The organism is Flavobacterium sp. JLP (assembly GCF_015350755.1).
In the GTDB taxonomy this organism is placed as follows: domain Bacteria; phylum Bacteroidota; class Bacteroidia; order Flavobacteriales; family Flavobacteriaceae; genus Flavobacterium.
In genome coordinates this window covers 88,823-112,853 of sequence record NZ_JADKPS010000004.1, presented here as the reverse complement: position 1 = coordinate 112,853, position 24,031 = coordinate 88,823, and the positions used below count along the sequence as shown (strand labels likewise).

At 33.7% G+C, this 24,031-nt stretch carries 13 protein-coding genes and 1 other RNA gene; 9 read left to right on the top strand and 5 right to left on the bottom strand.

What is annotated here, in order from left to right:
- Positions 1-45: 45 nt before the first annotated feature.
- Positions 46-1,098, bottom strand: coding sequence for a glutaminyl-peptide cyclotransferase (locus tag IRZ83_RS11940; protein WP_194569013.1), 1,053 nt, complete (start codon positions 1,096-1,098; stop codon positions 46-48).
- A gap of 88 nt (positions 1,099-1,186) precedes the next feature.
- Here IRZ83_RS11940 and ffs point away from each other — a divergent pair.
- An RNA gene (gene ffs / locus IRZ83_RS11935) (signal recognition particle sRNA small type) lies at positions 1,187-1,284 on the top strand.
- A gap of 177 nt (positions 1,285-1,461) precedes the next feature.
- Entirely contained in the window at positions 1,462-2,265 is an 804-nt protein-coding gene (locus IRZ83_RS11930) for an SDR family oxidoreductase (RefSeq protein ID WP_194569011.1), read from the top strand.
- A 26-nt stretch (positions 2,266-2,291) separates the two neighbouring features.
- Here the strand turns inward: IRZ83_RS11930 and IRZ83_RS19630 are convergent, their stop codons facing one another.
- Positions 2,292-3,608, bottom strand: a complete 1,317-nt coding sequence (locus IRZ83_RS19630; protein ID WP_194569009.1) for an ATP-binding protein — start codon at positions 3,606-3,608, stop codon at positions 2,292-2,294.
- Positions 3,609-3,881: 273 nt separating this feature from the next.
- On the opposite strand from IRZ83_RS19630, the gene fsa reads away from it, so the two are divergent.
- Together fsa and IRZ83_RS11915 are read left to right on the top strand one after the other, a co-directional pair.
- Positions 3,882-4,538, top strand: a complete 657-nt coding sequence (gene fsa / locus IRZ83_RS11920) for a fructose-6-phosphate aldolase (RefSeq protein ID WP_029273133.1) — start codon at positions 3,882-3,884, stop codon at positions 4,536-4,538.
- Between the two features lie 89 nt (positions 4,539-4,627).
- Positions 4,628-5,122 (top strand): hypothetical protein, encoded by a 495-nt coding sequence (locus tag IRZ83_RS11915; protein WP_194569007.1) that lies wholly within the window; start codon positions 4,628-4,630, stop codon positions 5,120-5,122.
- Positions 5,123-5,204: 82 nt separating this feature from the next.
- Here the strand turns inward: IRZ83_RS11915 and IRZ83_RS11910 are convergent, their stop codons facing one another.
- The 3 genes from IRZ83_RS11910 to IRZ83_RS11900 form a co-directional block, all read right to left on the bottom strand.
- Entirely contained in the window at positions 5,205-6,641 is a 1,437-nt protein-coding gene (locus IRZ83_RS11910; protein ID WP_029273135.1) for an MFS transporter, read from the bottom strand.
- A 178-nt stretch (positions 6,642-6,819) separates the two neighbouring features.
- Positions 6,820-7,521 (bottom strand): LytR/AlgR family response regulator transcription factor, encoded by a 702-nt coding sequence (locus tag IRZ83_RS11905; protein WP_029273136.1) that lies wholly within the window; start codon positions 7,519-7,521, stop codon positions 6,820-6,822.
- A complete protein-coding gene (locus IRZ83_RS11900) occupies positions 7,511-8,563 on the bottom strand; it encodes a sensor histidine kinase (protein ID WP_029273137.1) in 1,053 nt (350 codons plus the stop codon). The genes IRZ83_RS11905 and IRZ83_RS11900 overlap by 11 nt, the downstream gene beginning before the upstream one ends.
- Positions 8,564-8,831: 268 nt before the next feature.
- Between IRZ83_RS11900 and IRZ83_RS11895 the strand changes: the two genes are divergently transcribed.
- From IRZ83_RS11895 to IRZ83_RS11875, 5 genes are all read left to right on the top strand, one after another.
- Positions 8,832-11,861: a SusC/RagA family TonB-linked outer membrane protein gene (locus IRZ83_RS11895; protein ID WP_194569005.1), complete on the top strand. Its 3,030-nt coding sequence runs from the start codon at positions 8,832-8,834 to the stop codon at positions 11,859-11,861.
- A 10-nt stretch (positions 11,862-11,871) separates the two neighbouring features.
- Positions 11,872-13,455, top strand: a complete 1,584-nt coding sequence (locus IRZ83_RS11890) for a RagB/SusD family nutrient uptake outer membrane protein (RefSeq protein ID WP_029273139.1) — start codon at positions 11,872-11,874, stop codon at positions 13,453-13,455.
- Positions 13,456-13,561: 106 nt separating this feature from the next.
- On the top strand, positions 13,562-15,499 hold the full coding sequence (nagB, locus tag IRZ83_RS11885; RefSeq protein ID WP_194569003.1) for a glucosamine-6-phosphate deaminase: 1,938 nt from the start codon (positions 13,562-13,564) through the stop codon (positions 15,497-15,499).
- 155 nt (positions 15,500-15,654) lie between these two features.
- Complete coding sequence (locus IRZ83_RS11880) at positions 15,655-17,721, top strand: beta-N-acetylhexosaminidase (RefSeq protein WP_194569002.1); 2,067 nt, start codon at positions 15,655-15,657, stop codon at positions 17,719-17,721.
- A 489-nt stretch (positions 17,722-18,210) separates the two neighbouring features.
- On the top strand, positions 18,211-23,973 hold the full coding sequence (locus IRZ83_RS11875; protein WP_194569000.1) for a glycosyl hydrolase family 18 protein: 5,763 nt from the start codon (positions 18,211-18,213) through the stop codon (positions 23,971-23,973).
- The last annotated feature ends 58 nt before the right edge of the window (positions 23,974-24,031 follow it).

Sequence of the window (24,031 nt, the reverse complement as noted above, 5' to 3'; positions counted from 1 at the left end):
AATTCGTGAAATCTGTGAAATTCGTGTTATTAATTTTTATTTGAATTATTCTGAAACTGTAATTTCAAACATTTTACTCCAGTTTTTTCCGGTTACAAAAATGGTTTTATTTTTAGGATTATAAGCAATTCCGTTTAGAACATCATCTTTCGTAATGTCACTCATGAACTTACGCAAACCTGACATATCTAGAATTCCTTCAACAGCACCAGAATTAGGATTTACAACTGCAATAGCATCTTTCAGCCAAACATTAGTATATATTTTTCCGTTAATCCACTCTAACTCATTAATGGCTTTAATTTTTGAAGCACCAGAATAAACGTTAATGTAATCTACCATTTTTTGAGTTGCAGGGTCCATTTTCCAGATTTTTTCTGTTTTATCTGTCTGATAAATGAATTTTCCGTCATTTGTCATTCCCCAGCCTTCAATATCTTTGTCGTAAGCAAAAGTTTTTTCTAGTTTTAAACTATTTGCATTATAAATAAAACCTGTTTTTTCCTGCCAGGTTAATTGATATAATTTACCATTTATAAACGTAATTCCTTCTCCGAAATATTTTTTGTCAAGATCAATTTGTTTGAAAACTTTTCCGGTTTTATAATCGTATTTTCTTAGAAATGAAGTTCCGTTTTGTCCCGTACTTTCATATAAAGTGTCTTTGTAAAATTCTAACCCTTCAGTAAAAGATCCTTTATCATGAGGATAAGTATTTACCACCTTATATTTTAATAATTTAGGCTCAACGTCTGAAATTAATTCAATTCGTTTGGTTGCATCAGATGAATCAGATCCAAAATAAACGGTAGCTTTCAAGTATTGATAACCCAATTTTTGATCTTTTAATTCAAATTTAAATTTTTCATCACCTTTTGTGCTTCCTGCTTTTTTATCATTAATAAAGTAAACAATACTGTCAACTTCTTTCGAATTGGGATTTAAAATACCAATTGAAACTGCTTCTTTTTGTGAAAAATGAGCCGGAAATGCCGAATCATCAATAGTAAATAAAGAATTTTCACCTTTTTTTGTATCTCCACATCCAATTAATGTGATTCCTAATAAAATGACAGTTAGGAAGTTATATTTTTTCATAGTTAAAAATTTGAATAAGCCAATATACGACGATATTTTTATAGCAACAAAGCTCTTGCAAAAATATAAAAAGATTGTATATTTGCACTGGCAAGTCCTACACGACCAGCTCCTGCAGACTCCCCCAGGATGGGAACATAGCAAGGGTACGTGGTTGAGCGGTGCGATGTAGGTCGCTTGCCATTTTTTTTATTTTTTAGATTTAATACAAAAGTAGTCTTCCTTCGGGAGGATTTTTTTATTTTTGGACCTTTCGTACGTTAGAATTTATATGTGACAGGTTAGAAGTTTTTACCTAAAACATCAAATTCTGCAGATACGGGATCACATTCAACCTATAACATTTAACATCTAAACTAACAAATGAGTAAAGTCGTTTTAATTACCGGAGGATCCTCAGGGATTGGAAAATCAATTGGAGAATTTTTGCATAAAAGAGGTTTTGTGGTTTACGGAACCAGCAGAAATCCTGAAAAAGTATTGAATTCTCTTTTTCCGCTCGTGGCTTTAGATGTTCGCGATGCTGCGTCTATAAGATCGGCTGTTGCAAAAATTATTGAAATTTCAGGACGATTAGATGTTGTTATCAATAACGCAGGAGTTGGAATAACGGGACCATTAGAAGAAATTCCGATGGAAGAAATCAAAAATAATTTTGAAACCAATTTTTTTGGACCAATCGAAGTCATGAAAACGGTTTTGCCTCAAATGCGCGAACAAGAATCAGGTTTGATTATTAATATTACTTCAATTGCCGCTTATATGGGACTGCCGTATAGAAGCGTTTATTCTGCTTCTAAAGGAGCTTTAGAATTAATTACTGAAGCTTTAAGAATGGAAGTGAAATCATTTGGAATTGAAATTACAAATGTAGCACCTGGTGATTTTGCAACTAATATTGCATCAGGACGTTATCACGCTCCAGTTATTAAAGGTTCAGCTTACGAAAAAGTTTATGGTGATACGCTTGCAACGATGAACGAACATGTTGATGCAGGAAGTAATCCAAACGAAATGGCAGAAGCTATTTTTAAAATCATTCAAGAAAAAAAACCGAAAGTGCATTATAAAGTTGGTGTTTTCATGCAGAAATTCTCTATTGTACTAAAACGTGCGCTACCGGACAAAATGTATGAGAAAATGTTAATGAATCATTATAAATTATAAGAATTGATTTGGATCAAAATTTGAAATTATTCTACTGGAATAAAAATTTCAAATTTTGCTCCTTCATTTAAAACTCCTTCTGCCTTAATAAATCCATGGTGATTTTCTACAATTCTTTTTACAATTGTAAGTCCAATTCCAGTACTTTTTAAAGGTTTTGTATGCAATGCCTGAAAAAGACCAAATATTTTATCGCTGTATTCTGGATCAAAACCAATACCGTTGTCAGAAACGGTTAAGTGAAAATATTTTACATCTGGAGAAAGCCTATCATATATTAATTGGGCATTTTCTATAATTTCAGATGTAACGGTAATGGTTAATTTTCTTTCTGGATGAGCAAATTTCAATGAATTTCCTATCAAATTATATAATAATTGCCTGAATTGAAATTCAATAACGGAAAGCTTTCCTAATTCATTAATTTTAAATATTACATTTTTGTTTTGTGACTCTTCTTTAAGGTCTTCAATAACATCATTAGCGATTATGTTTAAATCTTTCAATTCAAACTTTCTTTCGTCAAATTTTGTTTTAGAATAAGATAGAAGATCATTTATCAAATGCTGCATTCGAAATGCTGAAGTCTTAATTTTCTGAAATGCCATTTTGCTTTTTTCAGATAAGTTTTGAGTTTCGTCACGTTCGATAACATCAGTAAAAAGCTGAATTTTTCGTAAAGGTTCCTGAAGATCATGACTTGAAATATAGTTGAATGCTTCGAGTTCGCTATTCATTTTTTCAAGAGAAATGTTTTTTTCAATAAGCTTTTTTTCCGCGTCTGATTTTAATTTTTCTACTTCTTTCTTTTCACCTTGTGTTTTTTCAAGAAGACTAGTTTTTTCGTTTAAAACGATTTCATTTTCAGCTTCTTTTTCAATTGCTGTTAAATGAAAAGAAATAAGCTCAGCAAAAAGATTGAACATTTCACCTACTTTAAATTCTTTTAATTGGTTTGGTTTTGGGTCAATAGCACATAATGTCCCAAAAAAACTTCCGTCTCTGCGTATTATCGGTACCGAAATATAACTCTGAAATTTGTATATTTCAGGTGTATGATGATCGTGGTACTGTGCATCTTCACTTACGTTGTCGATTATTATAGATTTTGGATTTTTTCTAATATCATCGCAAAGGGTTGTTTTTAACTCCAGTTCATCTCCTGTTTTTAAGCCAAATTGTAAATTATCAAGAACTGTACAAGTTATCCATCGCTCGTCTGTAACCCTTGCTACTGCAGCGAATCCCATTCCTGTAGTTTGGCAAATTACATTAAGTAAAGTAGGAACAATTGAAATGTTCTCAATATTTATAATATCTTTTTTGAAATTTTCTTCTAGCACTTTATTGGGGTAATAATATTTTTTAAAATTACGTTTTTTTTACCCATTTCAGGCAAACTATTTTTAGAGATTATTATAGGGCGTTATAATTATTTGTGAGATTTTAATATTTGGAAAATTATTAATTGTAATTTTGCTGCGAAATTTGCGTGAGGGATAGAGGAGTTATCCTTTTATGAAGTGAAACGGATTAGAAAATATAGCTGATTCAAAAACTCAGGACGACTCTTGTGGTCACGCCCTAAATATCAACACAATTAAATAGATATAATTATGAAATTTTTTATTGACACAGCTAATTTAGCTCAGATTAAAGAAGCACAAGCTTTAGGCGTTTTAGATGGTGTAACAACAAATCCATCTTTGATGGCAAAAGAAGGAATCACAGGAAAAAACAACATCTTAAAGCATTATGTTGACATTTGCAATCTTGTTGAAGGCGATGTAAGTGCAGAAGTAAATGCGTTGGATTATGATGGAATGATCAAAGAAGGTGAAGAATTAGCTGAATTGCATGACCAAATCGTAGTAAAATTGCCTATGACAAAAGAAGGTGTAATGGCTGCAAAATATTTTTCTGATAAGGGAATTAAAACGAATGTAACTCTTGTGTTTTCTGCTGGGCAAGCTTTATTGGCTGCAAAAGCTGGAGCTACTTATGTTTCTCCTTTCATCGGACGTTTGGATGATATTTCGACAGATGGTTTAAATTTAATTGAAGAAATCAGATTGATTTACGATAACTACGGTTACGAAACTCAAATTTTAGCGGCTTCTGTACGTCACACTATGCACATTGTAAACTGTGCTAAAATTGGAGCTGATGTTATGACTGGACCACTTTCTGCAATTGCGGGATTATTAAAACACCCTTTAACTGATATTGGATTGGCACAATTTGTAGCTGATTTTGAAAAAGGTAACAAATAAATAAGAATTAAACATATTTTAAAGCGCTGCCTTTTCTTGTAAAAGCTGGCGCTTTTTTTATTATTTTTATTCATCAAATAAAGCTGCGTATGAAAAAAGTAATAGCAATGTTCGTGTTCTTAATGATTGGCTTGCAGGTACATGCGCAAGCTAGAGTTTTAAAAGAAGTAAATGAAGCTGGGGATGTCGCCACTTTTGAATTGGATTGTACGGTTAAGTTTCAAACCCTCGCAAAAGGTTTGAGATATAATATTACAAGGCATGAGTTTAAAGGTCCAGAGATGAAAAATTCATACCGACTTTTGCTGGTTGCGGACGGTTTTTATTCGAAAACATTAAATAACAGTATGACAATCTCAGCAGTTTTAAGTGATGGAAACATAATTGAAGCCAGAAAAATAATTGAAGATGATGGTTTTTTTGATGGAGCTTGTACGTTGAAAATTAAAGACCCAAAAGCACTTCTAGCAGCTAATATTGTTAAGGTTATTGTTCATGCTGATAAAGATGTTGTTTATACATTGTCAGAACAAAACAAGGCTGTTTTTAAGAAAAACTTGAATGCTATTTTGACTGCAAAATAAAATTAAAAGTAAGAAATAAAAAAAATCCAAATTCCAATTGTTAAAATTGGAATTTGGATTTTTTATTTTTTCTAAGATTTTTTTAGTGACCTCCTGAAAGTTTTTTGTCGAAATTAATTCCTTGTTTTCTTAGAATACCGCTTACGCTCCAAGCATAAAATGCAAGGTAAGCAAAACATAAAATTCCAACAACATAACTGGCTTGGATACCAATGAATTCAGATACAAATCCTTGTAACCAGCTGATAACTCCGCCACCCATAATCATCATGATAAGGAAGCTGCTGCCTTGACTGGTATTTTTTCCTAATCCGCTTACAGCTAATGTAAAGATACATGGCCAAAGTGTACTGCAGAATAAACCAACACTAGTGAAAGCGTAAACACTCACAATACCGCTTGTTGAAATTCCGATAGCTAAGGCAACGATTCCTAATGCAGAAAATATAAGCAACATTCTTGCAGGGTTTCCTTTACTTGCAATATCAGCAGCAATTAAGACTAAAATGATTAATCCGTAAATGTAGAAAGGTGTTAAATCGTGTTTTGCAATTGCATTTACCGCTAAGAAAACTCCAAAAGCTAAGTAAGGTGCAACGAAACGTAATATTTGCTGTAAGCTTGCTTTATCAGTAAAAGCTTCGATAGCTCCTGTCCAACGGCCAATCATTAAACTCGCCCAATATAATGATATGTATGGCGCAACGTCTTTTGTTAAAAAGCCTAATTTGCTTTCCATATATGCAGGTAAATTACTTGCTGTAGAAACTTCAACACCAACATAAAGGAAAATAGCAATCATTCCCATTACTAATTGCGGGTATTGTAGTGCAGATTTTTTTGCAGTTGATCCGTCGTGAGCAATTTCTTCTTCTATTAATGCTGGTCTGTCTGGCAAAGAAGAGAATTTCAATAAAATTGCAACTAATAAAAATGCTAGTCCTAATATTAAATAAGGAATTTTTACACTTTCGATGCTTAAAGTTGAAGATCCTGTACTAGATCCAAAAATCGCAAAACTCACAATAAGCGGTCCAATAGTAGTTCCTAAATTGTTGATTCCTCCAGCTAAAGTTAAACGCTGAGATCCTGTCGTAATAGGTCCAAGTGCAATTGCCAAAGGATTAGCAACTGTTTGCTGTAATGAGAAGCCTAAGGCCACAATAAATAAACCTGACAACATTAAAGGAAACGATCCTGTATTTGCTGCAGGGTAAAATAATAAAGTTCCTAATGCAGAGATAAGCAAACCTAATGAAAGACCATTTTTATATCCTATTTTGTTAACTAAATCTTCTTTGATTACAGCAGAAATTCCCATATAAATTAAGGATCCTACCGTATAAGCGATATAAAAAGCTAATGAAACTAATTGACTTTCTCCCTGTGATAAATTAAAAGCTGTTTTAAAAACAGGAATTAAGATGTCATTACTTGCAGCAACAAAGCCCCAAAAGAAGAATACGATAACTAGGGGAATAAACTGTCCCCATTTGGTTTGTACATTTTCTGAACTCATAATTGTAATAAGGTTAATTTTTTAATTTTATTGTTTTTTGAAGACCGTAAATATATTTGTTAAGACTATCAAAAAAAAATAAAAAGGCACAAATAATGTTAAAATTAAACCAACAGCATCATTTTTTCAACAATGTGTTAATTTTTACCGAGTTAGAAAACGAAATATGGAATTGAATTTATTCTAGAATTTTGTTTTTTACTTCTTTGCTGTAGTTTCTCCCAATCGGAATAGTATAAGATTGTATTTGAATTCGGTTTCCTTCAATAGATTTGACCTTGTTTAAGGCAATCACGTATGATTTGTGAATACGCAGAAAACGATCCGCGGGCAATTCTTCAGATAGAGATGTCAGTGATTTGTGGGTAATATAGGTTTTGTCTGGAGTTACTACCTTAATATATTCTTTCATTCCTTCGACAAATAAAATTTCTTCAATATTAATTTTCATCATCTTTTTATCTACTTTAATAAAAATATGAGAATCGCCTTTTGTAGTTTCGACTTTAATATTGTTTTTTAAATTGTATTCGGTTGTGATTTTGTTAATGCATTTTATAAATCTTGGAAGCGGAATTGGTTTTACTAAATAATCTAAAACATCAAGATCGTAGCTTTCGGCAGCAAATTCTCTAAAAGCAGTTGTAATAATAACTTTGGTTTTGGTTTCGATCAAACTAATCAATTCAAATCCTGTCATCATTGGCATATTGATGTCTAAAAAGACAGCGTCAACAGGCGTGCTGTTTATAAAATCAAGCGCTTCTAAAGAGTTATTGAATGTAGCAATAACTTCAAAATCTGTAAAATTGGCAAAGTAATTTTGCAGCACTTTGATAGCTAATGGTTCATCATCAATCAATACGCATTTAATCTTCATTATTGATAGGTATTTGCAAACGGATTATGTAGTAGTTTAGTTTAGTCTTATTTTTTAGACTGAAATTATTCTTGTAAATTAATTTCAATCTCTTTTTGGTATTGGCTAATCCAATTCCTCCTTTTGGATTTAGATTTTGTGAAATTACAAAATTATTTAGGATTTCAAAATCTAACAATTTATTGTCGATAACTTTACAGTTGATTTTAATTTTTAAGTTTCTATTATTTAATCCGCCGTGTTTAAAAGCGTTTTCGACTAATGAAATAAAAATTAACGGAGGCACAACAATGTCTTCAATTTCAGATTCTAGGTTTATTGTAACTTCAACATTTTCAAAGCGAAGTTTCTCAATTTCAACATAATTTTGAATATAATCTATTTCTTTTATTAACGGAACAAACTTGGTTCCTTTTACATCATATAAAACATATTCCATCAATTTTGATAACTTAATAATCACGTCCGGAACCTTGTCTGAAGATTCTAGTGATAAAGCGTATAAATTATTTAAGGTATTGAAGAAAAAATGCGGCTGAATTTGATTCTCCAAATATTTCAATTTTATTTTGAATTGATTTTCTCTCAAAGATCTGTTTCTTTCGCGTTCTCTCAGCCATGTTAATGTCAGATAAACTGAAGATGCCATTGCTAAAACATACAATTCTCCAATACAAACAGCTACAATATGATTGATTTCAAAAGGATGGTATTCTCGATTGGCTTCGGGCCAGATATTTTCAGATATAATATAATAGGTGAGTGCAGTTTTGATTAGATAAATAGCAAACAGACTTAACAGAAGTGAAAAAGTATAGGTTATATATTTCTGTTTCAGTACATAACGAGGGACTAAAACAAATAGATTAAAATAAACTAGAGGAATGTGCAATGAAAACTCAACTAGATTTGATTTGAATGAATAAGGATAATCATTAAAGTAGGCTCCCCATCTCAAAAAGTTAAGAGTAAAATAACCGCCCCAAAACCAAATATGATTTTGAAGTTTTATGTCAAATTTAAGTTTTTGAATTTCGTTCAACTTAATTAATAGGGGTTTAGTGAAATTTAGCTAAAGACTAAATTATTCTGCAACTTTAAACAATTAGTTGGTAAAACGCAATTCTTTTGAATAAAAAATCAAGAAAAACTTAAAAAGGAATAATATTTTCATGTGAAAACGTTTTCGAAAAACGTATTATTGATTGTTTTATGTCGTTCGTTTAAACTTTTCGGCAGTTTGTATAAATTATTTTTTTTAACAATACGTTAAGAATAAATTTACACCATAACTAACAAAATAAATAAACATGAAAAAAATTTTCTTAATCTTTATGATTGTTTTTACGGCGCAAGTTTCTCTTGCTCAAGTAAAAAATGTCAAGGGTGTGATTACAGATTCTGATGGGATGCCATTACCAGGGGCATCTGTTGCTGTACAAGGAGGTCAAAAAGGTTCTACTACCGATTTTGACGGTTTGTACTCAATTGAGGTACAAAAAGGACAAACTTTAGTTTTTAGCTATGTTGGTCTAGAAACACAAAGTATAGTTGTAGGTGATGCTGCTACAATTAACGTTAAAATGGTTACTGCATCTTCTAACGCATTAAGTGAAGTTGTTGTAACTTCATTAGGTATTAAGAAAACAAGAAAATCTTTAACATATGCTGCTCAAGAGCTTAAAGGAGAAGAGCTGACTCGTGTAAAAGATGCTAACGTTATTAATACTATCGCTGGTAAAATTGCCGGTGTAGCTGTAACAAAAAGTTCTGGAGGTACTGGAGGTTCTACAAAAGTTGTAATTCGTGGAAATTCATCAGTTTCTAATAGCCAACCTTTATATGTTATTGATGGTATTCCGATGTTGAACTCAGGTTCAGGACAGCCAAATGATACCTTTGGTAGCTTAGCTGGTGGTAACCGTGATGGTGGTGATGTTATCTCTTTAGTTAATCCTGATGATTATGAAGGAATGACAGTTCTTAAAGGTGCTGCCGCTTCTGTATTATATGGTTCTCAAGGTGCTAATGGTGTAATTTTGCTTTCATCTAAAAAAGCAAAAAGCGGTAAAGCAAATATTACAGCTTCTTCTGTAACAACTTTTGAAACGGCTGCTTACTTGCCAGATTTTCAAACAGATTATATCGCGGCTCCTGGAGCAGATGAATCTTGGGGTGCAGCTGGAAAATCTAAAGATCATGTAAAAGATTTCTTTAATACAGGAACTACTCAAATTACTTCATTAGGTTATTCAATGGCTTCTGACAATTCTACAACTGCGTTTTCATATGCTAATACTTCTGGTACAGGAATTACTCCAGGAAATAGTATTAAGAAAAACAACTTTGGAATCAGACAAACGGCTAAATTCTTTGGAGATAAGTTAACTTTTTCTGCAAATGCAAATTATACAAGTCAAAATATTGTTAATAAGCCAGTTAATGGATTTTATTTCAATCCTTTAACAGGAGTTTATTTAATGCCAAGAGGTAATGACTTTGATTATTACAAAGATAATTATGAGGTTTTTGATCCTACTAGAAATTTAATGGCACAAAACTGGATGACTAATAGAGATATTATGCAAAATCCATACTGGGCAATTAACAGAAATAGATCTGAAGATAAAAATGATTTCTTTAATGGCGCTTTAGCATTATCTTACAAAGCAAATAATTGGTTAACTATAGCTTCTAGATACAGCTATAATAGAGTAACAAGTTCTTTTGATAAAAAAATCTACGCTACAACTCAAGGAACTCTTTCTAATGTAAACGGTAGATACTACAACGAAAATGCTTTAAGCACGCAACGTTATGCTGATTTAATTGCAACAATCAATACAAAAATTGGTGATGATTTTAGTTTTACTGCAAACGTTGGAACAAGTATCACTAATACTTTAACGAATCAAAAAACAATTTTAGATTCAGGAATCAGCGCAGGATTACAATATGCTAACTGGTTTACTTTGCATAATTTTAATAATAACTCAGGAAATTATCAAACTGTTGATTCTCAAAGAGAAGTTCAGTCTGTATTTGCTGCTACAACATTTGGTTATAAAGATATGTTGTTCTTAGATCTTACAGGAAGAAATGACTGGTCATCTACATTAGTAAATACTGGTACACCAAGTTATTTTTATCCTTCAGTTGGTTTAACTGCATTGATCAGCGAAATGACAACATTACCGGAATGGATTAATTTTGGAAAAGTTCGTGCTACCTATGCACAAGTTGGTAACGATATTTATCCTTTTATTACATCTCCAACTTATTACTATAATCCAGGTATCTCTGATCCAAAACCATCTGCTGGTCCTAAAGAAGGTACAACTTTAAAACCTGAATTAAAATCAGAATATGAGCTTGGTACAGAATGGAGAATGTTTAATAACAGATTGCGATTTGAAGTTTCTTATTACAATTCTGAAACTAAAAACCAATATTTACAAATCTTAGCACCAGTTGGTAATAAAGAAGGTGTAACTTATTATGGTATTAACGCAGGTAGTATCGAAAATAAAGGTATTGAAGTTGTGTTAGGTGCTGATATCGTTAGAGGAGATAAATTCTCTTGGGAAACATCTATCAATTTCTCACAAAACAAAAATAAAGTTAAAGAAATACCTACTGAATTAGGAGGAAGAGTAAACTTGACTGATGCAGGTGTAAACAGTTACAGATATGCATTAATTGAAGGACAGCCTTACGGTGTAATCGAAGGAATCAACTTTAAAAAAGATACTCAGGGAAGAATTTTATTGAATGATGATGGAACTTTCCAAAAAACCGGTTTCGAAACAGTTGGTAACTCAAATCCTGATTTTATGTTAGGTTTTTCTAACTCTTTCAAATTTGGATCTTTCTTCGCAAATGTATTGCTTGACGGCCGTTTTGGCGGGGATGTTATGAGTTTGACTCAAGCTCAAAATGATTCATTTGGAGTTTCTAAAGTAACAGGAGATGCTAGAAATGCAGGTGGAGTTACAATCAATGCAGTTAAACCTGATGGAACAGCAGTAACAAAAATGGATGCACAATCTTATTACACTCAAGTTGGAGGTAGAGCAGGAATTACTGGTGAATATGTTTATTCTGCAACAAATGTAAGTGTTAGAGAGGTTTCTATCGGATATAGTTTCAATGCAAAAGCATTGCCTTTTATTCAAACAGCTAGTGTTTCGTTAATTGCTAGAAACTTATTCTTTATTTACAAAGATGCTCCTTTTGATCCAAATATTGCATTAAGTACTGGTCAAGGCTTACAAGGGGTAGATATTTATGGTTTGCCATCTACTAGAAGTATCGGTCTTAATTTAAATGTAACTTTCTAATACTAAAAACATGAAACTAAATACAAAAATAACAAAAGTAGCTATCTGCATGTCATTACTGGCTGCGGTAGGCTGTACAGATAATTTTGAGGAAATCAATACCAACCAAAATGGTATTACGCCTCAATTATTAGAGCAAGATTTTAATCATATCAAAGGTGGATTTGCACCTATGTTTAATAATATTCAGGTTTTAACTCCAGAATGGGTTTATCAATTACAGCAAGGATTAAGTTGTGATATCTGGTCTGGCTATATGGCAACTCCTACAGGTTTTGCAGGAGGAATAAACAATACAACCTATTCATTAGTTGATGGCTGGAACGGATTTATTTGGGATTATGCATATCAAAATGTAATGTTTAATGCATATGATATTGCTAACAAATCTAAAGGTAAATATGATCAGTTTTATGCTTTATCATTGATTTTGAAAGTAGAAGGAATGCATAGAGTTACAGATACTTTTGGACCAATTATTTATTCTCAATTTGGTACATCAGGTGCAACTATTGCTTATGATTCTCAAGAAGAAGTTTATAACCAAATGTTTGCAGAGTTAGATACTGCTGTTGCTGAATTAACAAAAAGAGTTGATGCAGCTGAGCCTTCGACTTTTACCTCAACTGACTTGTCAGGTTACGGAGGAGATTATAAAGCTTGGGTTAAATTTGCTAACACGCTGCGTTTAAGATTGGCAATGCGAATTGTAAAAGTTAATCCAACTTTAGCTAAAACACAAGCTGAAAAAGCAATTGCACAAAAATTTGGAGTTATGACTACAAATGCTGATGCGTTTAAAATTGTATCTCCAGTTTATACAAACCCTATTGCAACAATTAGTAATTCTTGGTTAGATATTCGTATGTCTGCTGATATGGAGTCTATCTTAAAAGGATATAATGACCCTAGAATTGCTACCTTCTTTGATACTTCGACTCAATTTCCAGGGCAGTATAAAGGAGTTCGTACAGGTATTGCAATTGCAGCAAAATCAGATCACCAAGATTTTTCAGGAATTGGAGCTGTTGTAAGATCAAAAGAAATTTACTTATTTACAACTGCTGAAGCTTATTTCTTAAGAGCAGAAGGTGCTTTAAGAGGCTGGAATATGGGCGGAGATGCTAAATCATTATATGAGTTGGGTATTTCAAGTTCATTCGAGCAAAGAGGAGCTTCAGGAGCAGCTGCCTATATTGCGGATAATACAAAAACTGCTGTTGCATATGTAGATCCAAATTTCCCTGAAAATAATTCACCAGCATTAAACAATGTTACTATTGCTTGGGATGATGCGGCAACTAACGAAGTGAAGCTGCAAAAAATCATTACTCAAAAATGGATTGCTGGTTTCCCAGAAGGACAAGAAGCATGGTCTGATTACAGAAGAACAGGATATCCTAAACTTTTCCCTGTACTTAAAAACTATAGTGGTGGAACAATCACTACTGAGTTTGGTGTAAGAAGAGTCAATTTTGTTAACTCTGAGAAAGCTGGAAATGCTGGTGGTGTTGCGACCGGAGTTTCTAAACTTGGCGGAGCAGACAATGGAGGCACAAGAGTTTGGTGGGATGTTAACAAAGCAAATTTCTAAGAATAAAAGAATAAAGAATTTAAGTTTGGTTAGCAAATGGTATAAGCAGTGCAAATTGCTTATACCATTTCAAAAACCAAAATTGTACATACAAAAAAAGAAAAAAATGAAAAGTGCTTTAGAAATAAAACCTGATATCAGCTATAAAAGCGCAGGAAAATTTGAAGAAACAAGATTCGAAAAAATTCACAACGAAATCTTCAAAAGTTCTGCTGAAGCGTCAATAATTGTAGCGCAGGAAATCGCTCAGTTAATTAGATCTAAACAAGAAAAAAACAAATCTTGCGTATTAGGTTTGGCAACAGGTTCTTCTCCTATAAAAGTATATGAGGAATTAGTTAGAATGCACAGAGAAGAAGGCTTAAGTTTTAGCAATGTAATCACTTTTAATCTGGATGAATATTATCCGATGACAAAAGAAAACAATCAGAGCTATCACTATTTTATGCATCAGCACCTTTTTAATCATATTGATATTAATCCCCAAAATGTTAATATTCCAGATGGTACAGTTTCTATTGATGAATTAAATCAATATTGCATTGATTACGAAATGAATATTAAAAATGCAGGAGGTCTTGATTTTCAACTATTAGGTATCGGGCGTACAGGTCACGTAGGTTTTAATGAACCGGGATCTCACATCAACTCTGGTACTCGTATTATTACACTGGATCACATTACAAGAGTCGATGCTTCATCTGACTTTAATGGTATTGATAATGTTCCAAAAAGAGCGATCACAATGGGAGTTTCTACCATCATGAGATCAAAAAGAATTGTATTAATGGCTTGGGGACAAAATAAAGCCGATATCATCAAAAGGACTATTCAGGGTGATATCAGTTCAGAAGTTCCTGCTACATTTTTGCAAAATCATTCTAATGCAACATTTGTATTGGATCAGTCTGCAGCTTCAGAATTAACACGTTTTAAAACACCTTGGTTGGTTGGAGAATGCATCTGGACGCATGAATTAAAAAGCAAAGCGATTGTTTGGTTATGCCAAAAAACAAAACAGTCTATTTTAAAATTAACAGACCGTGATTACAACAATAACGGAATGTCTGATCTTTTGGCACAGGAAGGTTCTGCTTATGATTTAAATATTAATATGTTTAATGTATTGCAGCATACCATTACAGGATGGCCAGGCGGAAAGCCAAATACTGACGATTCACATCGTCCGGAAAGAGCAAATCCTGCAAAAAAACGAGTGATTCTTTTCAGTCCGCATCCAGATGATGATGTGATTTCTATGGGAGGAACTTTTTCAAAATTGATAAAACAAGGCCACGATGTACATGTTGTATATCAAACCTCTGGAAATATAGCTGTTACAGATGATGAAGCATTGAAATTTGCTGAAGTTGCGAAAGATTTTGTTGGTGAAAATGCAAGTGCAATAAACTTCAAATCTGTAATTGAATTTTTAAATAATAAATCTGAAAACCAAATTGATTCTCTTGAAGTTCGAAAATTGAAAGGACTTATCAGAAGAAGGGAGTCTTATGCAGCAACAAGATACATCGGATTAAAAGATGAAAATACACATTTCTTAGATCTTCCTTTTTATGAAACAGGGCAGGTTAAGAAAAATCCGTTAGGGCCAGAAGATATTGCTATTGTAAAAGATATTATTGCCAAAATCAAACCGCATCAGGTATTTGCTGCAGGAGATCTTGCTGATCCGCATGGAACACATGAGGTTTGTTTGAACGCTATCTTTGCAGCAATGAAACAATTAAAGCCAGAAAAATATATGGATGACTGCTGGTTATGGCTTTACAGAGGAGCTTGGCACGAATGGGATATTCATGAAATTGACATGGCTGTTCCGCTTTCTCCATCAGAAGTACTGCTGAAACGCCACGCCATTTTGTATCACCAGTCTCAAAAAGACAGAGTGATGTTCCAAGGAAATGATTCAAGAGAATTCTGGGTTAGGGCAGAAGACCGTAATAAAAATACCGCCATTCTTTATGATGAATTAGGTTTGGCAGAATACGAAGCAATCGAAGCTTTCAAACGTTTTGATTACTAAAATAATTTTTTAAGGTTCGGTTAGAGCGAATCAAATTCAAAATTCAGATTGATTTATAATGATGAGTGAGGTTCACTAAAAGTCATTCTGAGTTTTGTTTCTTTTAGCCATTTATTAATGTTATCTGTGGGTAACATCTTTTCAAACATTATAAAATGAAATATTTATTAGTCCTACTGCTAGCGGGTATAACATCTAGTGCTCAAATTCAAAAAGAGCAATTAAATCTTATGCCATGGCCTCAAAGTGTTGTGTTAAACGATGGGATTTTTGCTTTAACTAAAAGTTTTAAAGTAAATATTACCGGAAACCCAAATCAAAGAATTTTTGGCGGGGTTACTCGTTTTTTGCGACGCTTAGATGGTAGAACTGGTATTTTTTTCGAGCAGGGTTTTATTGGTAAATTAAATGAAGTTCCAACAGCAGAACTTCAAATCAATTGTACCAAAAGCGGCAAGATTGGTTTATATGAAGATGAAAGTTATCATCTAGACATCAAGCAAAACAAAATTACGCTTAATGCTTCGAGCGATTTAGGAGCATTGCACGGTTTAGAAACGTTACTGCAATTGCTGCAAAACAATAGTAATTCATTTTATTTTCCGAATTCGCAGATTTCAGATTTTCCAAGATTTACTTGGAGAGGTTTAATGATTGATGCCTCAAGACATTTTCAGCCGGTTGATGTTATCAAAAGAAATATTGATGGATTGGCAGCAATGAAAATGAATGTTTTTCATTGGCATCTAGTAGATGATCAAGGCTGGAGAATAGAAATGAAAAAACATCCAAAATTAATTGAATTAGCTTCGGATGGTTTGTATTACACACAAGAGGAAATTAAAAATATCGTAAAGTATGCTGATGAACGCGGTATTTTGATCGTTCCAGAAATAGATGTTCCGGGTCACGGATCGGCTATATTAACAGCTTATCCAGAAATTGGAAGCAAAGTGATTACGCTGACAGGCGGAACTTCTGAAAAAAATATTCAAGGTACAGCAATTGCTACCTATGGAATTGAAAGAAATGCTGGAATTTTTTCTCCAACATTAGATCCTTCAAATCCTAAAACATATCAAATATTAAGTGAACTTTTTGATGAGGTGTGTCCATTATTTCCAGGAGATTATTTTCATATTGGGGGAGATGAAAACGAAGGGAAAGATTGGGATGCCAATCCGAAAATTCAAGAGTTTAAAAAGAAAAACAAGCTGGCTACAAATCATGAATTGCAGACTTATTTTACTATGCAGTTAGTGCCAATGCTTAAAAAACATGGAAAACAATTAATGGGGTGGGAAGAAATTTTGACTAAAAACATGTCAAAAGAAGCTATCATCCATTCTTGGAGAGGTCCAAACGAAGGTGTTGTTGCCGGACAATCTTTAGTTGATGCAGTTAAAAAAGGATATAAAACAGTTTTATCAAACGGCTATTATATTGATTTAATGTATCCGGTTGAAAGTCATTATCTGAATGATCCAATGCCAAAAGGAGCTGATTTATCAGCAGAAGAAAAAGCCAGAATACTGGGCGGTGAAGCTACAATGTGGACAGAACTTGTATCGCCAACAACTATCGATTCTAGACTTTGGCCGAGAACTGCTGCAATTGCGGAAAGACTATGGTCTGCTGAAGATATTACAGATTTAGCTAGTATGAGAAGACGTCTTGACGTGGTTTCTTTCAGATTAGAAGATTTAGGATTGACACATATTCGTAATAAAGCAGTGATTTTAAGAAATATCGCAAACAATCAAAATATAAAATCAATAAACGAATTCTCGAATGTATGCGAACCTCTAAAAGGATATACAAGAAATAAAGGAGGAATTGAATATCAAATGTATTCTCCTCTGACACTTTTTGCAGATGCATGTACGCCAGATGCAAAAGATGCAGTAGCTTTTGATGAAACTGTTACACAATACTTAGCAAATAAATCGCCCGAGAATAAAGCAAAATTAGCAGCGTTTTTCTCCAAATGGATCGCTGTAAACAAAGGATTAATTGAATTAAGTGCCAATGCACCGCTAATACAGCCAGTTTTGCCTTTGTCTAAAAAATTAAATGATGCATCGCAGGAACTATTGCTTGTTTTAGATAATAAATCAACTCTAAAAGGAGAAGATCTGAAAAATTTAATAGAACAATGCAACTCGAAAGACCATGCAGATGTTGAGCTTGGAGTTTACAAAAGTTTGAAAAAATTATTATAAAAGAGTTTGGTTTGAATTAGTGTTTAGTATGTTTTGTTACCATGAGCTTTTTTTATCTCTACCAGCAATTTCTGGTAGAGATAAAATATGGTAAACTGCTGAAATTTAAACCTTATTGATAAAAAATAATACCAAAAAAATAACCAAATAGTAACAACTTTAAAACCAAATAAAAAGAATAGAAACAAAAACATGACAAACAAAAGTATTTAAGATTGATGAGTTGTCCCCAAATTTATCTGCCTGTATTTAATACTAATTTTTTTAAAAAATTAAATAAATATCAATCACTGCTATTCGCTACTGAATTATGGATGAAATCGGTAATAGTAATATTTATTTTTAGAAGTAATGAATTAATTTCCAATTGACTGCAATTTTCCAACCTGCAGTCGACTGAAACCCCAGTTGTTGTTTTAAGTGCTGCATTTTCGCATTTAGTATATCGTACTGGAATATTTATTTTCTATTAACCAATATTAATTAATTATGAAACATTATTACAGATTGCTTTTTTTGTTACTGTTTCCCTTACTCGCGTTAGCCCAACCAGCTCACGGTAAAAAAGTAGTAGGGTATTATGCGCAATGGTCTATTTATGCCAGGGATTTTAATATCCCGAAGATAGATGGAAGTAAATTGACGCATTTGAATTATTCTTTTTATGGGACAACTTATGATCCAGCCCATCCGGAGAATACAAAGTTATTATGTTTAGATTCATATGCTGATTTTGAGCATATGGAAGGTGGAATTCCGTGGGATGCCCCAGTAAAAGGAAACTTCTATGACTTGATGAAGCTCAAGCAAAAGTATCCGCATTTAAAAATTTTAATTTCTGTTGGAGGATGGACAAAAGGTCAGGATCTTTCTCCAATTGCAGCAAGTCCAGTTGCAAGGGCCGCTTTGGCCGCAGACATGGCAAACTTTATTGTGACTTATCCTTTTATTGATGGATTTGACATTGACTGGGAGTATCCTCTTTCTGGAGGAACAGACGGTACTGAAGTAATTAACGGAGCGCCAATTCCTCCACAAAAGTACAGCCCGGACGACAACAAAAATTTAGTGTATTTGTTAAAAGCAATGCGTCAGGCAATGCCAAATAAGTTAATTTCTATTGCTGCCGGAAACAACGTTAGAAATGTTGCCAAACAATATTTAGGACCAGGAAATAGAGCACAATACGGAATGACAGAAGACATTTCTACTTATTGTGATTATATCACTTATTTTGGATATGATTTTGGAGGTAACTGGTATGACAAAACATGCTACAATGCACCTTTATACGCGAGTGGCAATACCAATGATCCTCTATATGGAGCAACTCAATCTGAATCTCTTGATGAATTAACCAATCAATATTTGAATGTTGTCGGTTTTCCTGCAAATAAATTAATCATGGGATTGCCTTTCTACGGAAAGAAATTTGATCATGTTGCCAATAATGGAACAAATCCAAATTTACCTGGATTATTCGTTTCAGCACCAAGAGATATCGTTTCAGGATGTACAAATCCGCAAAATCCAATCGGAACTTGGGACGGACCTGCCGCATGCGAACGTTCAGGAAGTATCGAAATCTGTGATTTGGTTGGAAATCCAGTTACAAACTCACATGCTTATCTAGATCCTACTACAATGTTAGTAACGCCAACTGCCGCTTCGGCCGGATGGATCCGCTATTTTGATAATACAACTAAAGTTCCTTATTTATACAATGCTGCTTTAAAACAGTTTATCTCTTATGAAGATAAACAATCAATGGATTTAAAAGTACAATACATTAAATCTAGAAATTTAGCAGGAGGTATGGTTTGGGAATTATCTCAAGACACCAGAGGTTCTATTCCTAATGCTTTGCTAACGCAAGTGGATACTTCTTTTGGAAGTATTGTTGCAGGAACAGTAAGTATTTCGGGTTCTGTTAAAAACGGAACAGCTTTAGTTCCAGACGTTACAGTTGAATTACGCAACGCAAGTAATGCAGTATTGCAGACTGTAGTTTCTACAGCAGGTAATTTTACATTTAACAATTTAACTTCAGGACAAAATTATACACTAACAGCTTTAAAAGCTACTTATACTTTTACTCCTGTAACATTGACAAATGTAACAGTTAATCAAACGGCAGTTGTTATTAATGGAACGCAGCCAACATATACAGTTAGCGGAACAGTTTTAGACGGAACAACTCCAGTTTCTGGAGCCACAGTTTCTGCAACTTCTGGAGCTACAGTTTTAACAGCAGTTTCTAATGCAAGCGGTGTTTACAGCGTTGCAGGTTTGACTGCTGGACTTAATTTTACAGTTACAGCTGCAAAAACCGGATTTTCATATACGCCAGCTTCAACAGTTTATACTGCAATCGATGCAAATAAAACGTTGAATTTTACTCAAAGTGCCCCGATTGTTTATTATACCGTAAGCGGTACTATTTTAAACAATACAACTCCGGTTTCAGGTGTAACCGTTACAGCAACTTCTACAGGAGGAACTTTTACTGCTGTTTCTAATGCAAGCGGTGTTTATTTACTTAGTTTGCCTTCTGCTGGAAATTATACAGTAACAGCTGCCTTGACAGGACAAACTTATACACCTGCTTCAACAGTTTATACTAATTTAATTGCCAACAAAACATTGAATTTCACGCAAGATGTCATTGTAGTTGGAGCCAGCAAAATTAGCGGAACAGTTAAAAATGGTACAGTTCCAGTTTCTGGTGCAAAAGTAGAATTGATCTTGCCTTGGACAGATAGTACTCATCAATATTTAAGTAAGCTTGCAGTTACAGATGCACAAGGAAAATACAGTTTTGATAATGCTATTCTAGCAGGTTATGCTACTATTTCAAGCCTAAAATTAAATACTTGGGAGAATGGAGATATAACTTATCTGCCTTCTAATTTGGCAAATTTCCCTATTCCAGCTACAGCAACAGTTTACGATTTTAATACTGGTGCAGTTACAACAACTTATACAGTTAGCGGAACAGTTCTTAACGGAGCGACTCCAGTTTCAGGAGCAACGATTTCGGCAGTTTCAGGAGCAACAACTTTGACAGCAACTTCTGATGCTTCAGGAAATTATAGTATTGCTAATTTGGTTTCAGGATCAAATTATACTGTAACAATTGCAAAAATAGGTTTGACATTCACACCGGCTTCAACGGTTTACAGTGCGATAAGTTCAAATAAAACGTTGAATTTTACTCAGGTTGTAACTCCGGTTTATTACACAGTAAGTGGAACAGTTTTAAATGGAGCGACTCCAGTTTCAGGAGCAACGATTTCGGCAGTTTCAGGAGCAACAACTTTGACAGCAACTTCTGATGCTTCAGGAAATTATAGTATTGCTAATTTAGCAGCAGGTTCAGATTACACTGTAACTATTGCAAAAACTGGATTAACATTTACTCCGGCATCGACAGTTTACAGCGCTATAAGTTCAAACAAAACGTTGAATTTTACTCAGGTTGTTACTCCAGTATATTATACAGTTAGCGGTACAGTTTTAAACGGAGCAACTCCGGTTTCTGGCGCAACGATTTCAGCAGTTGCAGGAACAACTACTTTAACAGCGACTTCAGATGCTTCAGGAAATTATAGTGTTGCTAATTTGGTTTCGGGATCAAATTATACTGTAACAATTGCAAAAGCTGGATTAACATTTACGCCGGCTTCAACGGTTTACAATGCAATAAGTTCAAACAAAACATTGAATTTTACTCAGGTTGTAACTCCAGTTTATTATACAGTAAGCGGAACGACAAAAAATGGAACAACTGCCGTTTCTGGCGTTACAGTTTCTGCTACTTCTGGAACAACTACTTTAACAGCAACTTCAGATGCTTCTGGAAATTATACTGTTGCTAATTTAGTGGCAGGCTCAGATTATATTGTAACCGCTGCAAAAACCGGTTTAAGTTTTAGTCCGGCTTCCACAGTTTATAGTGCAATTAATGCAAATAAAACATTGAATTTTACTCAAAATGTTACGAGTGGAAACTTAATAAGCGGAACAGTTAAAAATGGTTCGGCTCCAGTTTCTGGTGCAAAAGTAGAACTGATTTTACCTTGGACGGATAATACACACGGTTATGTAAGTATTATTGCAACTACAGATGCTTCAGGAAATTTTAGCTATAACAATTCAGCTTTAGCAGGATATTCAACTATATCAAGTTTAAAATTGAATTCATGGGAAAATGGTGAAGTGACTTATTATCCAAATAACTTAGCCAACTTTGCAGTTCCAACAACTCCAACGGTTTATAATTTTAATAGACAAACGGCGGTTGTAACGACCCCAGTAGTTGCCATTACAGCACCAACAGCTTCGGCGATTGCTATAAATTTAGGATCGGCAATTAATTTTGTTGCAAGTGTTGGATTAAGTGCTGTTGATGCCACTACAATCTCATCTGTAGTATTTAGTTTAGACGGACAAAGCTTGAGTGCGACTAACTCTGCAGGAACTTATACATCGACTTGGACACCAGCAGCAAATCAGTTTTCGCTTAATCACACTTTAACCGTAACGGCTACTGCATCAAACGGAACAACAGATTCAAAAACATATAGTTTTACATTAAATTGTTCAGGTGCAAACTGCCCAAATGCAGCGCCTGTAATTACATGGAATTCACCATCGAATACTACTGTAAACCAAAGTTCTTTTCAAGTTGTGCCAATTTCGGTGACAGCTGTTGATAGTGACGGATCAGTTTCTGGTGTTACTATCACAATAAATGGTGGTACATTTAATATGACAGCAGGTACAAATAATACTTATACCTATAATTTCACACCATCTGCTTATCAGGATTATCCAGTTGTAATCAAAGCAACAGATGATAAAGCTGCTGTGACTACATTAAACAATACAATTAAAATTGCCCCGGTAAGCACTAATAGATTTATTGCGCTTCCGTCTAAAGTTATTTTAGGATATGCACATTCTTGGGAAAATACTTCAGCTCCATTTTTATATTTTTCTCAAATGGTGGGAAGTAAGTTTAACGTAGTTGATTATTCTTTCGTAGAAACCGTTAATCGTGATGGTTATACACCTGTATTAACCACAAATGATACTAGATATTTGACCAATGGTGTTTTCAATAAGCAATTGTTGAAAAATGATATAAAATCATTAAGAGATAGCGGCGTTCCTGTTATTGTCTCTATCGGTGGTCAAAATGGTCATGTTGTTTTGGACAATGTAACTCAAAAAAATATTTTTGTTAATGGTCTAAAAGCCATTATTGATGAGTATCAATTTGATGGAGTTGATTTGGATTTTGAAGGCGGATCGATGAATTTTAATGCAGGAGGTTTAAGAGATATTTCTTATACAGGTATTTCTGCTTATCCAAGATTAAAAAACATAGTAGATGCCTGCAAAGAATTAAAAGCTTACTATGGCCCTGGATTTTTATTAACTGCAGCTCCAGAAACACAATACGTACAAGGAGGATATTCTACCTATACGGATACTTTTGGGTCTTTCCTGCCAATCATTCAAAACTTGCGTAATGAATTGGATTTGTTAGCTGTTCAATTGTATAATACAGGAGGAGAAAACGGATTAGATGGCCAATATTATGGTTCAGCTAAGAGAGCAAATATGGTAACAGCCCTAACTGATATGGTTATAAAAGGGTATAATATTGGTACAACAGGAATGCATTTTGATGGTTTACCAGCCTCAAAAGTTCTTATTGCATTACCAGCTTGTCCAAGTGCCGCAGGAAGCGGTTATATAACTCCAGCAGAGGGGATTAGTGCTATGGATTATTTAAGAAATGGAACCACTTTTTCAGGAAGAACATACACTATGCAGCCAGGCGGACCATATCCTTCTTTAAGAGGTTTAATGACTTGGTCTGTAAACTGGGATGCATCTTCTTGTGGTAATTCATCTGAATTATCTAAAGCGTATGCCGCTTATTTCGCATCGCAGTTAGCAGCAAAAACATTAGCTCTAGGTGATATTTCTTCAAAAAGCAATGCAACGATAGCCTATTTTAAAAATGATGCCTTATCAGTTACAAATGACTCAGAAGATATTGCCCAAGTTGATGTATTCAACACAATCGGTCAATCATTAGTAAGTTATAAAAACGTTCAAAACAGTAGAGAAGTACTGCTGCATAACCAAAGTTTCACTACTAAACAATTGTTTATAGTTGTGGTAACAGACAAAGCAGGAAATAAAAAATCATTCAAAGTAATAAACTTTTTAAACTAAGTTATAATGAATGAAAAATTTAGAAATACAAAATTGGGGAGGTTAAAATTGAGTTTGG